Here is a 16,343-nt window from a genome sequence, read left to right as displayed (position 1 = left end):
GACGCTGTCGCTGGCCGGGCCGGGGTTACACCTGGCCGGGACGCAGATCGGCCATCAACCGCTGCGCATTGCCCGACGGGGAGCGCGATCGCCCGATCCCTTGCTTGCTGCAATTCTGCCTGCGCTTTTTCCATGTCGGCCGGCCATTGGTCAGCACCGCGTTGCGCAACGCCGGATAACAGCCCTGCACATCATCGCGTCGGATCAGATTCGCGGGCGGCAGGATCGAGCGGATCGCCGCGTCCATGGCTTGGGATGCGCGCTGGATTCGTCGCACCTGGTGCGGGCGTTGAGTAGCGTGACCATGGGCAGATGACGAGGACCATGGCCTTCTGCTTGTCGTTTTAGGCGTGGTTCCACTTCCAAAGCTTCGACCGGCTGGGCTTCATCAAAAAGGAGAGTCCATGGCTGTCGGTCAACTCGAATGCCTTGTGGCGCGGCTTGATTGTGCGGATTTTCGGGTGCTCAACATCGTCATCTCCGAGACCACGAATCAGAACGACGCCATGAGTGCAGGCGTGCGGACGACTGTGGCCAGTCCGACCCGCCAAGTGTCAGTTTTCTGAAGAAAATGGTCACTCGGAGTAGATGTTTGTCGCCCTCTGTGGAGGGGTAATGGCGGGCCACGCCCGATGAAGATGGGCATTATTCCTACGCTGTAGTGCTACGATAGCCAACGACCAGCTCACGCCGTTCGCCTATCGTGTTTTGAACGGCTGTTCCCGCCAAAACCGGCCATTCGCCCAGCGCGGAGCCGTCAGGCAGAAATGCAAAGGGCGGCGGGCCTGGCCTAAGACTCCGCGAAAGCCGCGATCGGCGTCAGAGCCTCGCTGGGGACGCACGGATCAGCAGCTATTCGAAACTCTGCTCGTCTTCCCGATCGCGCTTGCTCTCATATTCGATCCAGCGTTCGAGTTCGGGCAGCATGTCGGTGACCCATTGCCGAACCTCGCCTCCAACATTGTCACCCAGCGTTGTGATAGCCGCGCGACGCCGAACCAGGATATCGGCGAGCGAGCCACTCCAGCTGCGCGGATGCAGCCGCGACCAGATATCACCGAGGAACGCCCGCTTGTCTGGCGCGTGGCCCAATATTTCCAGGAAAAGCGTGGAGACACCATTCTCCTCTTCGCCCTGCTGCCGCTTGAACATGGGGATGCTTTTGCCAAGCAGCGGATAGCGCCGATCCGGATCGATATTCGCCCACTGAACAAGGGTCTCGGCGCCGACATCTTCTACCGGTGTGCCAGACCCGAAGTCCCCCTCAAACAGCCCCCGATTTCTCGGCCTGAGTTCGGGGAGCAGGAATTCGTCGAGTGCGATCAGGGGATGGGTCTCGAAGAGCGCCTTCAGGACATAACCAAGATCGTAGGACGAGAGATAGACGGTCTCCAGTCCGGCCCGGACGCGAGCGCAGATTTCCCGCAATGTCGCCTCTCCATCGGGTCCGGCGCAGCAGACCCGAATAACGGTATGCAGCCCAAAATCGCGCAACGACTGCTTCTTTCCGAAGTCAGCGCGCAGTAGCAGCTCACGGCCAACAGCGATCAAGGATGGCGCACGTTGGCGGCCTTCTTCCCGATCGCGGTAGAAGTGCATGTGCAATATATCGAGCGCGATCTCGACGCCGTCGGCCAGATCGCCGATGTCGGTGAGCAGCGGGCCAAGCGCGTCGGGTGGAGACTCCCCGACACTGCCATTGGCGATGCTTTGAAAATTCCGCGCCGAAAGGACGCCACGTTCGATCGCACGCCGAAGTCGCGCTATGCCTTGGGCATCGATAGCAACACGCGCCTGAAGATACGGCAGACTCGCGGCGAGATCGGGATTCTGGATCACATCCTCTAGCGTAGCGTTGGCAAAGGCCGAATCCTTGGCGTGCGCGCCATGGATAAACCCGCCCAGCACCGTCGCATTCCGGCTGTCCGCCTCGGCGGCGGAGAAGAGGTCCAGCAGTTCCCGCCACATCGCATCAAGATCGGCGGCACCATCCGACAGGCCAATGCCGCATTCATAGGCGCGCTGCGGATTTTGTTCGACGAGCAGTTCGGCGATGAAGGCAGCGCGCGTCTCCGGGTCATGCGCGAGTGCGGTGCCGATCTCTTTCGCCAGCTGGGAGGCGCGCTCATAGGGTTTCATGACGTCGCCGTCATCCGCGTCGCCATCAGCCACATCCCAACCGAAACTGCTGCGCCCCAGTACGACCGCACGGGCCTGATGGAGAAGATCGGTGGGTTTCAGGCGTTCGATGAGCGCGACGAGACGGGCGCGCACCTCATCCGGCATCGCGTCGCCCTCGAAGCGCAGCGCTGTGCGGAAGCCGATCCACCCCTCGATCCAAGGTCGCTCGGAAGAAAAGTGGGCCGCCGCCCGTTCGAGCGCATCGTGGCAGGCGCCGAAGTGCCACAGCTCTCTTACGCTGTGGGCAAGGTGGTCCCTGGCGTTTTCGATGATTGGCGAGAGCTCGACCGCCAGGTCGACCGCGCCGTTGTACCAGGCCCAGATGTCACCATAGGTCGGCGGGTGCCAGCCATAGTCCCGTGACCGGGCGCCGAAGTCGAAGTCGCTGGATGAACTGAAATGGTGCGCCTTCAGCAGCGCATCGAGGGCGACGCCGGCGCAGCGCACCAATGCCGGATCACCCGATTGCGCGAACCGGCGTACGAGCGCTCGCCGCTGATCTGGTAAAGCCTTGGTGCCGGACAGGTGCAGGTGAAACAGCTCGGCGAACATGTCCGATGCCGAGTTGTTGTGGTGGTCGGGCGATTCAGCGGAAAGGAACCGCGCAAGCAAGGTTGCCGCGCGGTCAAACAGCGGCGGATCGTACGCGAGGAGCTTGATCAACCGTATCCATTGCCACCGGTTGCTCGACTGCGGATCGAGTATCTCGCCGCCATTTGGACCGGCAATATCTCGCTCGATCTTCGCGAGCACGGCATCGGGCGCGACCGGGGCGATGTTGGCGATGATCTGAAGGCCGTCTTCTCCCAATGCCGCAAGATCGCCGAGAGGCCCGTCGGCACGGAGCCAGCGCTCGACCGCGGCCCGCGCCTCGGCGCTGTCGTGCAGATAGCCGAGGCGGCGCGAAAGGGACTTCTGCATCCGCGTTGTAAGCGACGCGCAGAAGCGATCGAAATCGGCGGACGGCATGCGTTCAAGGGCGAAGCCGGCGAGCGGGTTGGCGATCGCATGCGGCAGGATAGCGCGCCACCGTCCCCGCAGCTGCGCGATCCCCCGCTGTCGAAGCGTGTTCAGCGCCGCATATATCGTCGCCACGGGAACACCGCGAATAGCCGCGACCCGCGCAAGTTCACCGCCTTCCGAAGTGTCCTCGCCATCGATCGAATAGAGCAGGGCAAGGTCTTCGGCAGCGGAAAGCAGATCCCGGTCAGGCTCGTTGCGCTGATGAAAAATCCGCTCGAAGAGGTCGCGGCTCTTGAGCTTTCCCAAGGTTTCGCCTTTTCCGAGCGTGTCGGCGAGAGCGCGCGCCACGCGGAAGTTGCCGTCGCTGAACTCCGATATGGTTCGCCGGTCGACCTGCGTCACATTGGGGAAGGTCTTTTCCAGCCACAGCTCCACCATTTCGGGCGATGCTGATTGCAGGCGAAAGACCTCGGTACGCTCGGGCTCGTCGTCGCGAACATCATATTCGACAGTTAAGAGACTGACTTGGCTCCCCGCTTCCGAACAGATGCGGGCCAGTTCGCTGTGCGTCGCCGGGTTGCAGTTGTCGACGATCAGGATCGCGCGTTGCCGTGCGATCACCAGCTGGCGCGCCATGTCCCGTGCGGTCGGGTCAGTCTCCGCCGAATAGTCGGTATAGACGGCGAGCCCGGGATCGAGCGGCACCTCGCCCACACCATCCTCGAACAGTGCCTGCACGAGACGAGTCTTTCCGAGACCGGACAAGCCGATCAACCGGATACATTGGCGAGCTTTGGTCAGAGAGACGCGAAGCCGGGCGATACCCTCGCCGATGGTGAGTTGCTCGCGGTCGCTCGTTCGCTCATCGGTTAGGCAGGCCTTGTCGTTGAAGAGATAGGGCGTCTCCTCGCTCACGCCGACGCCGCACCAATCGCCGATGCTGCTCCAGCCCGACATACCGATGCCGAGCCGCGTGCGGACCCAGGCGACAATTCCGGGATAGTGATTGACCCATGTCGCCAGCCGGTCGCGATCGTAGAAGTCGCTATGCAACTGCCCGGCCTCAGGCAGATCGTCGAGCTGCGCCCGGATCGCATCGCGACGATCGCTCAGCGGCTTGTCTGCGACCGACCCTTGCGCGCTGACGATGATGTAGGCGCCCGAGCGAGCGGCGAGTTCGGCGATGACCGGCCGTAGTACGCCGCCAGGACGCATCTCATCGCGGATTGCGCTCGCCGGCATGTCGGGCTTTTTCACCTGAAACCCTGTGTGCTGGCGCGGCACGAAATCCGGCATCGGCAGTGCGGACGGGCACTCGACCCGGACATCAAGCCCGCCATCGGCCGCATCCTGATTGCCGCCAGCGGTTACCGACGAACTGGGGCAACCCTGCGCCCGCAATTCTGCCAAGGCGAGACGTGCGACGAGTGTCCGCAGATCGGCGTCATTGAGGTCGGCGACTTGTGCGCCAGTAATTTCGAACATCGTCCCCCAACCCCCTTTCATCAAATATAGGAGAGCATGCGGGAGAACAAAGAGCGGTCAAGCGATAGTTGGTCCGCCACGGCCGCGACCGAATTGCCAGTTGATCCGTCGCCACGCATGATGCCGGCGGCTAGCTTGCCGAGCTGGCGCTCCAGCGCCGGTCGCCACGGCACGAGCGTGAACTCGCGCGATCCGGCGGAGAGGCTGTTGGGCCGCCATCCGCGCGATTTCTGCTAGGTGCGGAGCACCTGAATCGTCTCGAGATGCTTGAGCGCCGCGCTATCCAGGCCGTTCGTGAAGAAAAAGCGTTTGCCCTTCACGTCGCCGAAGAACTTCTTGAACCGATTGACGGTGGCGTCGGCATCGGCGCCGCCGGTTATCACGGTTATATCGGGTCGCTCGCCCTCGGTGAGCTGAACGCGCTTCAGGAGATGTTTGAACTCAAAGTCGGCCGCGGGCATCGAATAGCCGATGAACACCCAGTCGGCGGTTCCTTTGAGATACTGCTCCGCTGTCCGCCAGCTTGCAGAGTGCATCGGAAAATCGAGCGCCTTGCGATAGCTGAAGGTCGCGAAGCGCGTGCCGAGGCTTTTGGTCTTGCAATGGGGGCAGCCGGGACTTCGGATTGCAGGCATCTTGGCGGTTTTGGGCGCAGGCAGGGCCGCCCAGTCCTGTCGGCGAAAGAGGGTCTGTGCCACCATTTCGGTATCGCTCGGTGGAACCCAGAACGTCTCGCGGCAGGCGTCGCAATAGAGCCAGTTCACGGAGCCGTGCGGCTTCAGGATATGGAGCGTTTCGCCGCTGAGCGGGCGATTGACGAGACCTTTGTCATCAAACGTCACTGCCCGCGCATGACAGCCGTAATCAACGCGGCGGATCGTCTGCGCACGCGCCATGCCGCGCTCGAACACCGTGTCCCAGTTCATGCTGAGAACCGCGCTGATGTCGGCGCGAAATCCACCAAAGAAGCTCTCCAGTGCTCGCCATCCGGCGTCGGGCTTGCGCTGCTTGCGAGCATAGGCTTGCGACAACATGCGGATCATCCGGACGATGATCGCGCGGCGCACAATGCGAAGGTCGGCAGCAGAGAAATGCGGGCCTAGATGGTGGCCGGTGTTCGCCGAAAGGTCGACAAGCGTGAAGATGTCCTCCAAGTCGGGCCACTCATCGGCCGTGCGCGGCGCGCCTTCGCCGAAGACCCGATCGGCAAAACTCTTGATGTAGGAAATCTGTCGGGCGCTCGGGCCATCGACCGCCACCCGCCCGAGGTTGAGGAGTTGCTTGGTAAAGCTGCCCGCAAGGGGAAGGCCGGCATTCAGCGAGAAGCCTGCGCCGACGATAACGAGATTTCCGGGATTGAATTCCTTAGCCACGTCGCTCCCCCAAGCCGTATCGTATCACCAATCGCGATAAGACGATGGTTCAGTCGCGCGGTGGCGCCCTTGCCCCGCCGCTATGCTTCCTTACATCAGGCACGGGTTTGGTTCGGCGTCAAAGTCGTTTTCCAAGTTCCTGGTAGCCGTCACGGTGTGGATCGCGTCGCTGCTGAGCATCACTCTGTTTCAAGTCGACCTCGGCTTCGGCCTTCAACTCGCAATGGAGATCAGCATGGACAAACTCTTCGACCTTTCGGGCGTGGTGAAGCATACGGTGTTGTGGTGCCTTGGCGGCGCGCCGATCCATGCAGTGACAGACCGGGAATAGCGGAGCGCGATCAGCCGTTTTCACCGTAGGGGAGGTTCAACTCCTCCCCACCACACCATCGCACCGAGCCCGCTGAGGCGTCGAATGCGTCGTCAGACCAACTAGATCGAAGGGCTTTCATCAGCACCCGTTTGACCGCCAGTCGTATCCTCCGCTGGAGCGACCCGCGAGCGTGCGGCACCCGACTGCAGCGCTTCGATCAGGTGCTGGGCGAAGTAGCCGCGCGAGAACAGCACCATGTCGGGCACGATCGGCGGCGGGAAGCCGATCTGCTGGCTCAGCGTCACGCAGAAATCATCGCAGATCGTGATCGTTCGATAGACGAGCATTTGCAGCGCCGGGAGCAGTGGTACGAGATCGTTCGGCTGGCGCTCTTCGTCTGCCCACAGATCCATGTTGGGGAAGGGTCTGAAGCGTGACGAGATCAGGAATGCGCCGTCACCCTCGAAGATGTGCTGCATCGGCGATCCGTGATGAACGATATTGTCGCGAAACCGGCGTAACGCGATGAACGTCTCGCTCGCCCGCTCGTAGCACCGGGCTAATTCCAGCGGGATGCCAAACCGCTCGGCGATCTCCTCGGCCGTGAGCACGGTATTGCCGCTCATGATAGTCCGCGCAAAACTCTCTTTCAGCGGCTTCTTTTTTGCCGTCGCGTCGATGAGTTGGACGCGATCCCAGATCTTGAACAGCATCTCCTGAAACAGGTCGAACAGGCTCCGGCACACCAGTACGATGTATTCGACCTCGGTGGCCGCCATTCGCGATAGGCCGTGCGCAATCTGACTCTTCGCGGATTGCAGATGGACGATCTTGGCTAGCGAAGCCGACAAATTCAGTACGTCGTCGTGGACAGCGCTGAATGGCTTTTGCAGTTCGGCAAAGCACGCAATGCGTCCCATGAAGTCGATAAATGGCAGGTAGACATCGTTCGGCTCGGCGGCTTCTCGTGCGAAATAGAACGCCTCCGCCGGCCACGCCTTCATCTTCATGAGCTTGGTATCGCCAGCTTCGCCTGCCAGCACCCAGAAGTGCCAGTCTTCATCGTAGAAGGTCAGACAGCTGAGAAAACGTCCCGGCACCGTCGCGTGGTCGAGATAGGGGATGTCGGCAAGCATCTCGGTCGTAATCATGCTCATGCAGCGAAATTGATCCAACCAGACGCGACGTCAACGCTCTTCATAAGTCGCGCTGCGGGCAAACATCCTATGGTCATCGCCGGTAAGCGGAAGGCTGCCGGAGGGGAAGGCGTGGCGAAGCGGCGGCGACCAACTGAACAGATAGAGCATGACGTTCTCGTCGCTTGCCGCCGGCGGTGCTGCCTATGCTATTTCCTCGAGAATGATCGGCGGCCTCGAAAGGGCCAGCTTGAACGAACGTCCGTTCAGCACGATTTGCGGCTCAGAAGCTGCCAGTCTGGTTGCGGCCCAGTTTTTGCCTTTTCCCGTAGGTCGCCTTGGTGATCGCCGAATGTCAGCTGTTGGCATAACCTTGCCGTTCGGCACATTGCTGATGAGCGGCAGGTAAGTCCCAACAGCCGCCCTTAGAGATTGGGCGGCGTAGCCGCGGCGGCTTAGATGTTGGAGGCTGCGGCAAACGGCGGCGCATGGCGGTATGGCGGGCCACGCCCGATGATGATGAGTACTATACCTACGCTGTAGCGCTACTCTAGTGCCGCCGCGAGCTGCACGGGACCGCTGTGCATCTAGGGGCACGTCGTTTGAGATCTTGCAGCCTCCTAGTCGGTGCTTCCCAGCACGCGCCCTTCGACCAGCGAGGGCACAGGCAAGAGAAACCAAGGCGATCGGTCCGGGAAAATGAGTGACGCCAACAGGGAAGCCATGGATGTGGCCGCACACGCAGGACTGGGAAATGCCGGCCAAGCAGCTTCGAGATCAGCCACGCTCCAGGAATCATGTCCGACATGAAATACGGCGTTCACGCCATCGGCGATATGCTCGTCGCCGAACTGCCGATAGTCGGCAGGCAGAAAAGCGTTGAGCGCCAGGTGATCGAGTTCAGCGAGTGCGAAGTCAAACTCGTCGGTAAGGTCGGCTAACCGGGACAAGCGCAGAAGCGCAAGCACGAGTTCGGTGGGCTGCGCGATCACGTCGAGACCGAGGTTTATTGGCGGACTGCTTCGCGCTACCAGATAGGAGAGAACCTTAGAGGGATCGAGGTCGGTACGCGCGATCTTGCCACCGCAGCTCACAACTGACGCGAAATAATGTCCCAGCAATCTCTCGGCATCTTCAATGAGATCGACGCGGCAGCACGCCGTTATCGCGGCAACGAGAAATGGCGCCTGGCGGTCGCTCATCGCCACAAGCGAAAGCGAATAGATTTCGAATATCTTCGCTAGGAGGCCCGAGAGTACGGTCTTGGCCGGCTCGGGGTCGCCGCCGGTCAATAGCCGCACGTGGATCGCAAAACCGCTCCACCCAAGCAGTTTCGAGATACGGATAGGCAGATAGTAGAGATCGCCCAGGCCTCCGGTAACCAGTGCATATTGATATGCTTCGATGGCGGCGATCACCTCCTGCACGGCGGCCTCAACCTGCAGGCCGAGTTCGACGCATTGCCGGGCAAGATGGTCGGCCACGGCGGGCTGAGACGAATATGGGAGCAACGCGACAGTACAGGCTGCTTGAACCTCGATCACACGAAACCGATCTCGCGCCTCTCGAGCCTGAGCTGCGCATGCCTCTGAAACACGTTCGCTCAGGTTCAGGAGCACGGTCGGATCGTCTTGCAACTGATCGAGCAGCGGCGAAAGCCGATCGACAAATTCCCTCGGCTCCCACCGCCGAGACAAGGCGACGTAAGGTTCCCAGAGGCGTGGTAAGCTCGATCGGATTGCCGCGGCGCTCTTGGCGTCGGGCCATCCGGCCAGCACGCTTCTGAGCGGTGCATTTCCGGTCCCCACATGGGGATTCTTGCTGAAGCTTGACGGACCGTAGAGATTGAGTCCCCAGACCACCGGCGTCTGCTCGCCCGCCGCGCTGAGGCGCTGCGAAACCGCGCGCCCGATTTCGACAAGGTCGAGCGCCGGATTGCTGTCCTGGAGAAAGATCTCGCCGTGAATGCATTGGAGTAGCGCCGCCGTGCCGATGCCGTGCCCGCCGATCTCCACGGCCGACTCGTTCGATGCCGCCGTCGCAAGCAAGGTGACGCCGGGTGTCCCAAGCTCGCCCATCACTTCCGATTTCAGGATCACATTGAGGTCCGCGATCAACCCGCCGGATTGGCAGGCGTCAATAATGAGATAGGTCTGCTTTGGTCCCGCCTCGGCGATCATCCGAAAGAGGTCCGCCAGCGACAGCGCAGTCGCGGACAAGGCCTGGCCTCGTGAATCTCGCAACGCCATGTAAAAGCTGCCGCCGCTAAGGGCGCCATGCCCGGCGAAGGCGATGGTCAGTGTGTCCAAGGTCTCACCGGAGAACAGGATCGCGGTTAGGGCGTCACGCACCTCCTGCAGGGAGGGAGACCGCAAGATGCATGATCGCGAGGCATCATAGTCACCGATCTGAGGTTGAATGAGCGCATCGTAGATACCGGCGGCATCGGCTTCCGCGCCGGTCAATGGATTCAGATGTTCATAGCCGTTGCACCCGATGGCGATCAGCGCACGTCCGCTCATCCGTCCGCCCGCTTAAACTTAGCCTTCCGCTCAATCTCTCGGTCCAGTGCCAGCTGGATTTTCTCCGCTTTGACCCGTTCGATCTCTGCGGAGATCTCGGGCGGTACGTCCAGCATCTCGCTAACAATGCGCTCGTACATTCCCGGCCCGACATGTATCTGAGGCATCGAGACATTTCCGTCACGATCCACGCCAAGCTCGATCTTCCGAAACATCTCCAGCATCGAAAGCGCGAACGACCCGGCCTCCTTGGCATTGACGACGTTGCCGACCTTCTCCGCTGCCGCACCGACCACGCCGTATATATTCTGGGCGAACTGGCGCTCCATCTCTTCATTGATCGGGAGGATGGTTTGGGCGACCAGATTCAGATCATTGTCCGCGATCCCAGCGAAAGGGATCGTCCATTCCGCAGAAATGCTGTGCATCGTTGTGTCGGGCTCGGCGTCACGCGCCGAATGGACCCAGTTTGCGCCATGGTTCATGCGAAGAACATTATGCTCGTGGATGAACATCTGGCGCGACTGCTCCTGCATCCTTCCCATCAGGGCAGTCACCGAGGCCTCAAACGCGCGATCATCTTCATCTCGCTCGAAGCAAAAGATGCGTGGATCAGACTTCTCTGTTTGTTCGACGTTTTCGGCCATCCAGTTTTCTACCATGGTCCACGCTGAGGTCTATCGAGGGGTTGCGATCGTTCCGAGGACATCCGGTTTTGGATTGCCGCTGGTCGAAGCCGCCATCATCTAAAGATCAGGCTTCTCGACGCCAAAAAATCTCCAAGGATCGCCGGAGCCGACAAGCAGCGCTATATTTTCGCCGGCGGGCGCCGCCGAGTCTTCCCAGCCACCCGGTGAGAGCGCTTCAATGGCGCCGATGCCCGGGCCGGTGAGATAGATTTCGGATTCGGCCTGTCCCGACTCGCCTTTCATGAACATCGCGAGGCTTTCAGGCCCGCCGCTGGCCACCATGAGATTACCGAAATGATCCTGCAACGCCGCCCATTCCGCGAGCGGCAGCGACTTAGTGCGCCACACCATATCCGTCCTCCTTATGCGAATGCCATGGGCTGCAATCATGCCTCGCCTGCTGCAAATTAACTAGGCGTTCGCTACCTACAAGCGATGACAATGCTACTCGCTGACTCGAACGCGCTAGGTAATCCCCAGCTCAAGACGTATCTCGCCGCGTCCCGCGATCATCACATCGCGCTATCCGACCTCACCCTAGTTGAGATGCGGAAGGAACACGCCATCACCAATTCCCGCATGTCGCTGCGCATCGCTTCGCAATTCCCGTCGCAAGTGTTCGTGCTGAAGCGCACGCACGAAATTTTAGAGCTGAACATGGCGGCCAATTCCGACGTGAATGCCCTTTTCGACTACATGGCATGCGCAGAGCTGAACCAAGATATGCTGGACCTTTCGACAGTCCCGGTGCCTGAACGCCTGAAGGTTCGCATGGCGGCACTCGAACCGGAGGCGGCCAACGTCATCGCGGAACTGGGCAAGCAGATGCAAGACCTTCAAGAGGCGCTTGTGGACATTACTAAGGAATTCAAACCCGATCAGGTGAAGCAATTGCGGACCGGGCGCGACGTCGCGGAGGACACGCGGCAAACCCTATTCCGGCTGCTGAAGGAGACGACCGCGCGATTCTTCATCGACAACCAACAGTCCCTGAACCGGAAGGGCATTTTGCTCACCGAAGCGCGCGGCATGTGACGTGACCCCCGTTTCTTCATCCACCTGGACCTAGAGACCGGCCCCTTGATGGGACGGACAGATGAAGCGGAAGCAGTTCACGGAAGAGCAGATTATCGGCATCCTGAAGGAAGCCGAGGCGGGTGCCGTGGTGACGGAGCTGTGCCGCAAGCATGGCATGTCGAGCGCGACCTACTATGCCTGGAAGGGCAAGTATGGCGGCCTGGAGGTGTCCGACGCGAAGCGGCTGCGGGCTCTGGAAGACGAGAACGGTAAGCTCAAGCGGCTGCTGGCGGACGCCATGCTGGACAATGCGGGGTTGAAAGACCTGCTGTCAAAAAAGTGGTGACCGCCGCAGCCCAGCGCGAAGCCGTCATGCATTTGCAGGCAGCGTTCGGGATGAGCGAGCGGCGGGCGTGCCGGGTGATCTCGGCGGACCGGAAGAGCATGCGGTATCGCTCGTGCCGGGCAGATGATGGCGACCTGCGGTCGCGGCTATGCGAGCTGGCGCAGCAGCGCCGGCGGTTTGGCTATCGGCGACTGCATATCCTGCTCCGTCGGGACGGCGTCGCGATCAACCGCAAGAAGACCCAGCGGCTCTACCGCGAGGAGGGCCTCACCGTCAGGCGCCGGAAGGGACGAAGGCGCGCCGTCGGCGCGCGGGCGCCTGCGCCGGTGCTGGCGCTTCCCAACCAGCGCTGGAGCCTGGACTTCGTCCACGACCAGTTCGTCACCGGGCGGCGGTTCCGCGTGCTCAACATCGTCGACGACGTGACGCGCGAGTGCATCGGAGCGGTGGTCGACACATCGATCTCGGGCCGGCGGGTCGTGCGCGAGCTGGCCGATCTGATCGCCAGGCGCGGCAGGCCGAAGATGATCGTCAGCGACAACGTCCTGGGTCACGAAGGAAAGCGAGATTTGGTCAACAGATCTCTATGCGCCGGCATTGAGCGGCGAGGCATGCATTCTGAGCCAGATGGCTTCCACCGTCAACGGGATCGCTCCCTGCCATAGCAAACACAGGATCCAGCGGCGCCGAAGCGGCCGTGGTCCTCACCGTCCTTAGAACGAGATACGCACCCAGGTGGAAGGCCCGAACATTATCTACAGGGTCGCTTTCGCGCCCTCACGGCACTTGCAGAGAGGGGTCCTTCCACCTGGCATCCGACCGTTCAAGGAACGGTCGGTACTCTGTCCCCGTCTTGATGACGGCATGGGCAACGCGCGCCATCTTGGCGGTGAGCGCCGTCATCGCCTTGCGGCGACGATCGGCATCATCCGCGTGCCCGGCAGTGTATCGTCCGAGCTTGTCGCGGAAACTGTTGTTGCGCTGACGTGCGGCGACCTGGGCAGCCATCCAAAAGGTCCGCCGCAATCGCGCATTACCGTACTTGGACAGCATCGTGCGGCCTCGGAATGTACCGGACTGCCGGGTCGCAAGATCAAGACCGCAGAACTTCAGGAACTGACGGTGATGGCTGAAGCGGCGTAGATCGCCTGCCTCGGCGAGAATGGTCAACGCATTGATGGGCCCAATGCCGGGGATCATGCGCAGAAGCTGATAATCGCGGTTTTCGGCCAGCATGGCATGCGCCGTTCGCTCGATCTCGTCGCGCTGCCGGATCAGGTTGCGTGCTTGGGCGATCACCATGCGGAACATAGCGATCGAGACGGAATCCTCGTCGACAGGTAGCGCCACGGAGGCGCAGGCGGTCTCGTAGATATCGTTGATCAGCCGGGCTTTGGACACTTTGCGGCCGACCAAGTCCCATGCTTCGCGGGAGAAAGTCTCCTGGCCGAGCACAGTCATGCTGGCTGGAGTCGGGAATCGTTCGAGCAGAGCAAGGAACCAGTCGGATCGGCTGTTGCCAGCGAAGCGTTCAATCTCCGGGAAATAGAGCGGCAGGTAGTGGGTCAGGATGCGATGCCATGTCTGCGTCTTAGCCTTGGAGATCGCCTCGTGCGTTTTCGACATCTCCTGCAGGTCGTTGATCCCGGCGGCGAGCGGATCGACGTATCGCTGGGTGGCGCCAATCCGCAGCATGTGCAGGATCACTTGCGCATCCTTGGAATCGTTCTTGTCCCAGCCATTGTGCAGAGCCTCGCGCGTTCGAGCCAAGGCAACGGACGAGATCAAGCGCAACTCGAAGCCGGCGGACAGCAGGCGATGCGCCAGCGTGCGATGGTAGTTACCAGTAGCCTCGAAGCCGACGATGATCGGACGCCCGATGTCGCTAAGATCCGTGGCCAGGCGATCATAATCTGCCTTTGTCGCCATCACCGTCATGCGACGTCGGGGTCCGCCTTCTGGACGTTCGATCAGGACCTCCTGGCGGTGTTTGGACATATCGATGGCTACCAGCACGGCGTCGGTGGGATTAGAGCTACGCTTGGTCATGGTCGGTCTGTCTCCAAAGGGTTGAGTCGACAACTTCACTTTAGAGACCTGCGGGCCGATCATGACCGCCTTGATGAAGCCTGCGGGCGCTACGCGCCCTTGCCTTCATCAAGGCAGTGCGCCCCTTCGAGGGGCCGCTTCCCAATGTGCTACGGGACCGAGCTGACCTCGAACGCGGTGCTCGCCTGGTCCGGCGACGCCGGCATCGAGTGGCATTACATCGCGCCGGGCAAGCCGACCCAGAACGGGTTCGTGGAGAGCTTCAACGGTCGCATGCGCGACGAACTGCTCAACGAGACGCTGTTCTTCACGATCGGTCAGGCCCGGTCGATCCTCGCCCGCTGGGTCGCCGACTACAACACCGAGCGGCCACACTCCTCGCTCGGATACGCCACACCGGCAGCGTTCGCCGCCGAACTTGAACAGCAACGGTCGGGGTTAAACCCGACCGTTGCTTCACCCGCGCTCCTGCGCGACAACACCGGTCGGTCTCTGGTTGCCACCGGATGAAAGGCGGGGGTCACGTCACATGTTCGCGTTCCGATACTCGCTGTGCATGATGATCTATTACATTCTGTGGGTGCAGAATGGGCGGCAGATAGGACGCGCCGAGCATCTGCGCGTGAACGATGTGATAGATATGCAACTCGCCACCATGGGCACCTATTTCAACGGTGTGCTGAGCACCGACAAGCTGGTTTGGAGTACATCACGCGCCGTTCGTGCGGTTCTCCGGCAGTTTGGCGCCTTCGTTGGCGAGGATTGGGTTCTCCCAGAGTCCCTGGCGTCGCGCTAAGGAAGTTCCTGCGGATACTTAATCTCGAAGATCGGCTTGCCCGATTTTGCTTCACGGCAGATTGCGTGCATCAAGCTGCTGGCAGGCTGCGACTCGATGAAGTTCTGCACGAAATTCTGCGTCATCTCGGTCGCCATCTTCCGGGTGACCTTGGTGCCGGGCATGTTGATGTTCGTGCGCCCTTGCTTTGGCTCACTGCCATCGTCGTCAACATAGGTGTAGTCGATCCTGAGCACGATTATCGCTCCTGACTTTGTGGCCTCCGCAAAGTGCCGTGGTCCAAGCTCCTCCGCGAACATCGGCGCGGAATATTCCTCTGACAGATAGAAGCAGATCATGGAGCATAGCCATGATAGGTCGCGGGCCTCATCCTGCTTGTCTGGACTCCACGCCCCAGACTTCCGCCGGTTGCTATGGAAGTAATGGCCCCGGCGCTCGATCAGGTGGTCGGCGATCTCTTCCGGCGTCGGCAACCCGCGCAAGAAGGTGCCAGTCGGAGTGGTAGGCCGTGTCCGATCTTCCCGAAAGTCAGCCGTTGCCGATTTGATCGCGTCCATCAGCGCCCCGTGGCGCTTGAACGCCTTTTCAAGGCCGGCCTTCTTGAATTGCCCGTCGCTGAAAAAAGCATCGAGGATCAGGAAGTAGTAGCGGAAGGCGTCAATGTAGCGGGCTTCCTTCGATGCCTCGCGGGCGTAGCCGGTCAACGTGGCAAAGAGTCGGTATTTTTCGTCGTACGGCTTTTCAGCGGCCATCATGGCCCTGGTGAAGTAGTCGTAAGTCAGCGCGAGCGGACGGTCATCCGCCTCGCCATAGCTGAAATGGTTTATCGCAATGGCGTCGTTCTCTTCCGGCGTTTCGCCTTCGAATTCGGCATCCGTCCGATCGAAAGCGACTTGAATGTGAAATAGCGCCTGAAGGAAGCTGAAGCCGTTTCGAACCTGCTGACGAAGTATCGTTTGCAGCGAATCGTTGATCGTAATTTTAGGAGGCTGCCCCGGCTTGCCCGGGTCGGTCAAAGCAGGTGCAAGGGTCGTGGGCTGCCCGGTGAAGGTGAACTTCAATGCGCTCACCATGTCGCCGTCTGCTACCAACGTCATACGGGCGCCCAGCACATCAATGGGCCAATGGTCCAGCATGCGAATAGGCTGCTTCAAGTGGACTGTATAGCGCGCGATCATCCTGGAAAACTACGGCGCAACCGTCCGAACGCAACCCTTGAACGTCGCGGACATGGTGCAAAATCGGTGACCCTCCAACGGCCGGGCTAGGGAACTAGGTCACTCCGCCGAACGGCCGATATCGGGGCGCAGAGCTGCCGACTTGTCATAGCGTGCACCATGTTGGTGTAGCCATTGCGGACGTAGAGTAGGAAGGGGCGGCGCACGGCGGTCAGCGGCGGTATGGCGGGCCACGCCCGATGAAGATGGGCACTACACCTACGCTGTGGCGCTACGATAGCGAATGGCAGTTCGC

The 16,343-nt window shown here is 61.0% G+C and carries 14 protein-coding genes and 3 pseudogenes; 7 read left to right on the top strand and 10 right to left on the bottom strand.

The features are described 5' to 3' along the window. Positions 1 to 25: 25 nt before the first annotated feature. Positions 26 to 247, bottom strand: coding sequence for a hypothetical protein (locus tag GGQ90_RS17255; protein ID WP_188083219.1), 222 nt, complete (start codon positions 245 to 247; stop codon positions 26 to 28). A 157-nt stretch (positions 248 to 404) separates the two neighbouring features. On the opposite strand from GGQ90_RS17255, the gene GGQ90_RS17250 reads away from it, so the two are divergent. Next, positions 405 to 566: a hypothetical protein gene (locus tag GGQ90_RS17250; RefSeq protein WP_188083218.1), complete on the top strand. Its 162-nt coding sequence runs from the start codon at positions 405 to 407 to the stop codon at positions 564 to 566. Positions 567 to 852: 286 nt separating this feature from the next. On the opposite strand, the gene GGQ90_RS17245 is transcribed toward GGQ90_RS17250, so the two are convergent. Genes GGQ90_RS17245 through GGQ90_RS17235 form a run of 3 tightly spaced genes read right to left on the bottom strand, consistent with a single transcriptional unit; the run spans position 853 to position 6,002 of the window. Continuing rightward, positions 853 to 4,629: a hypothetical protein gene (locus GGQ90_RS17245; RefSeq protein ID WP_188083217.1), complete on the bottom strand. Its 3,777-nt coding sequence runs from the start codon at positions 4,627 to 4,629 to the stop codon at positions 853 to 855. 20 nt (positions 4,630 to 4,649) lie between these two features. Then, positions 4,650 to 4,802 carry a hypothetical protein gene (locus GGQ90_RS17240; RefSeq protein WP_343053863.1) on the bottom strand — a complete coding sequence of 51 codons (153 nt, stop codon included), beginning with the start codon at positions 4,800 to 4,802 and terminating at the stop codon, positions 4,650 to 4,652. A 60-nt stretch (positions 4,803 to 4,862) separates the two neighbouring features. Beyond that, the gene (locus GGQ90_RS17235; protein ID WP_188083216.1) at positions 4,863 to 6,002 is read right to left on the bottom strand and encodes a hypothetical protein; all 1,140 of its coding nucleotides are present in this window, start codon (positions 6,000 to 6,002) and stop codon (positions 4,863 to 4,865) included. A gap of 82 nt (positions 6,003 to 6,084) precedes the next feature. On the opposite strand from GGQ90_RS17235, the gene GGQ90_RS29055 reads away from it, so the two are divergent. Continuing rightward, the gene (locus tag GGQ90_RS29055; protein WP_223178310.1) at positions 6,085 to 6,333 is read left to right on the top strand and encodes a hypothetical protein; all 249 of its coding nucleotides are present in this window, start codon (positions 6,085 to 6,087) and stop codon (positions 6,331 to 6,333) included. Positions 6,334 to 6,434: 101 nt separating this feature from the next. Here GGQ90_RS29055 and GGQ90_RS17230 read toward each other — a convergent pair whose 3' ends face one another. Then, positions 6,435 to 7,472, bottom strand: coding sequence for a hypothetical protein (locus GGQ90_RS17230; protein WP_188083215.1), 1,038 nt, complete (start codon positions 7,470 to 7,472; stop codon positions 6,435 to 6,437). A gap of 148 nt (positions 7,473 to 7,620) precedes the next feature. Between GGQ90_RS17230 and GGQ90_RS17225 the strand changes: the two genes are divergently transcribed. Then, the gene (locus GGQ90_RS17225; RefSeq protein ID WP_188083214.1) at positions 7,621 to 7,860 is read left to right on the top strand and encodes a hypothetical protein; all 240 of its coding nucleotides are present in this window, start codon (positions 7,621 to 7,623) and stop codon (positions 7,858 to 7,860) included. A 211-nt stretch (positions 7,861 to 8,071) separates the two neighbouring features. On the opposite strand, the gene GGQ90_RS17220 is transcribed toward GGQ90_RS17225, so the two are convergent. From GGQ90_RS17220 to GGQ90_RS17210, 3 genes are all read right to left on the bottom strand, one after another. After that, on the bottom strand, positions 8,072 to 9,973 hold the full coding sequence (locus GGQ90_RS17220) for a caspase family protein (protein WP_188083213.1): 1,902 nt from the start codon (positions 9,971 to 9,973) through the stop codon (positions 8,072 to 8,074). Further along, entirely contained in the window at positions 9,970 to 10,620 is a 651-nt protein-coding gene (locus tag GGQ90_RS17215) for a hypothetical protein (protein ID WP_188083212.1), read from the bottom strand. Before GGQ90_RS17215 ends, GGQ90_RS17220 begins: the two co-directional genes overlap by 4 nt. Positions 10,621 to 10,719: 99 nt before the next feature. Continuing rightward, entirely contained in the window at positions 10,720 to 11,013 is a 294-nt protein-coding gene (locus GGQ90_RS17210) for a hypothetical protein (protein ID WP_223178309.1), read from the bottom strand. 90 nt (positions 11,014 to 11,103) lie between these two features. Between GGQ90_RS17210 and GGQ90_RS17205 the strand changes: the two genes are divergently transcribed. Continuing rightward, positions 11,104 to 11,697 (top strand): hypothetical protein, encoded by a 594-nt coding sequence (locus GGQ90_RS17205; RefSeq protein ID WP_188083210.1) that lies wholly within the window; start codon positions 11,104 to 11,106, stop codon positions 11,695 to 11,697. A gap of 61 nt (positions 11,698 to 11,758) precedes the next feature. After that, positions 11,759 to 12,567: pseudogene (locus GGQ90_RS17200) on the top strand (IS3 family transposase); the annotation flags it as partial. 213 nt (positions 12,568 to 12,780) lie between these two features. Here GGQ90_RS17200 and GGQ90_RS17195 read toward each other — a convergent pair. Next, a pseudogene (locus GGQ90_RS17195) lies at positions 12,781 to 14,074 on the bottom strand (IS110 family RNA-guided transposase). 153 nt (positions 14,075 to 14,227) lie between these two features. Here GGQ90_RS17195 and GGQ90_RS17190 point away from each other — a divergent pair. Beyond that, positions 14,228 to 14,584: pseudogene (locus GGQ90_RS17190) on the top strand (integrase core domain-containing protein); the annotation flags it as partial. 46 nt (positions 14,585 to 14,630) lie between these two features. Beyond that, positions 14,631 to 14,870 (top strand): hypothetical protein, encoded by a 240-nt coding sequence (locus tag GGQ90_RS17185; RefSeq protein WP_246428284.1) that lies wholly within the window; start codon positions 14,631 to 14,633, stop codon positions 14,868 to 14,870. On the opposite strand, the gene GGQ90_RS17180 is transcribed toward GGQ90_RS17185, so the two are convergent. Then, complete coding sequence (locus GGQ90_RS17180; protein WP_188083209.1) at positions 14,867 to 16,006, bottom strand: hypothetical protein; 1,140 nt, start codon at positions 16,004 to 16,006, stop codon at positions 14,867 to 14,869. The genes GGQ90_RS17185 and GGQ90_RS17180 overlap by 4 nt on opposite strands. Between the last annotated feature and the right edge of the window lie 337 nt (positions 16,007 to 16,343).

It is taken from the genome of Sphingobium scionense (genome assembly GCF_014197035.1).
GTDB classification, from domain to species: Bacteria; Pseudomonadota; Alphaproteobacteria; order Sphingomonadales; family Sphingomonadaceae; genus Sphingobium; species Sphingobium scionense.
The sequence above is the reverse complement of the archived record's forward strand: the minus strand, read 5'-3'. Positions and strand labels throughout refer to the sequence as shown.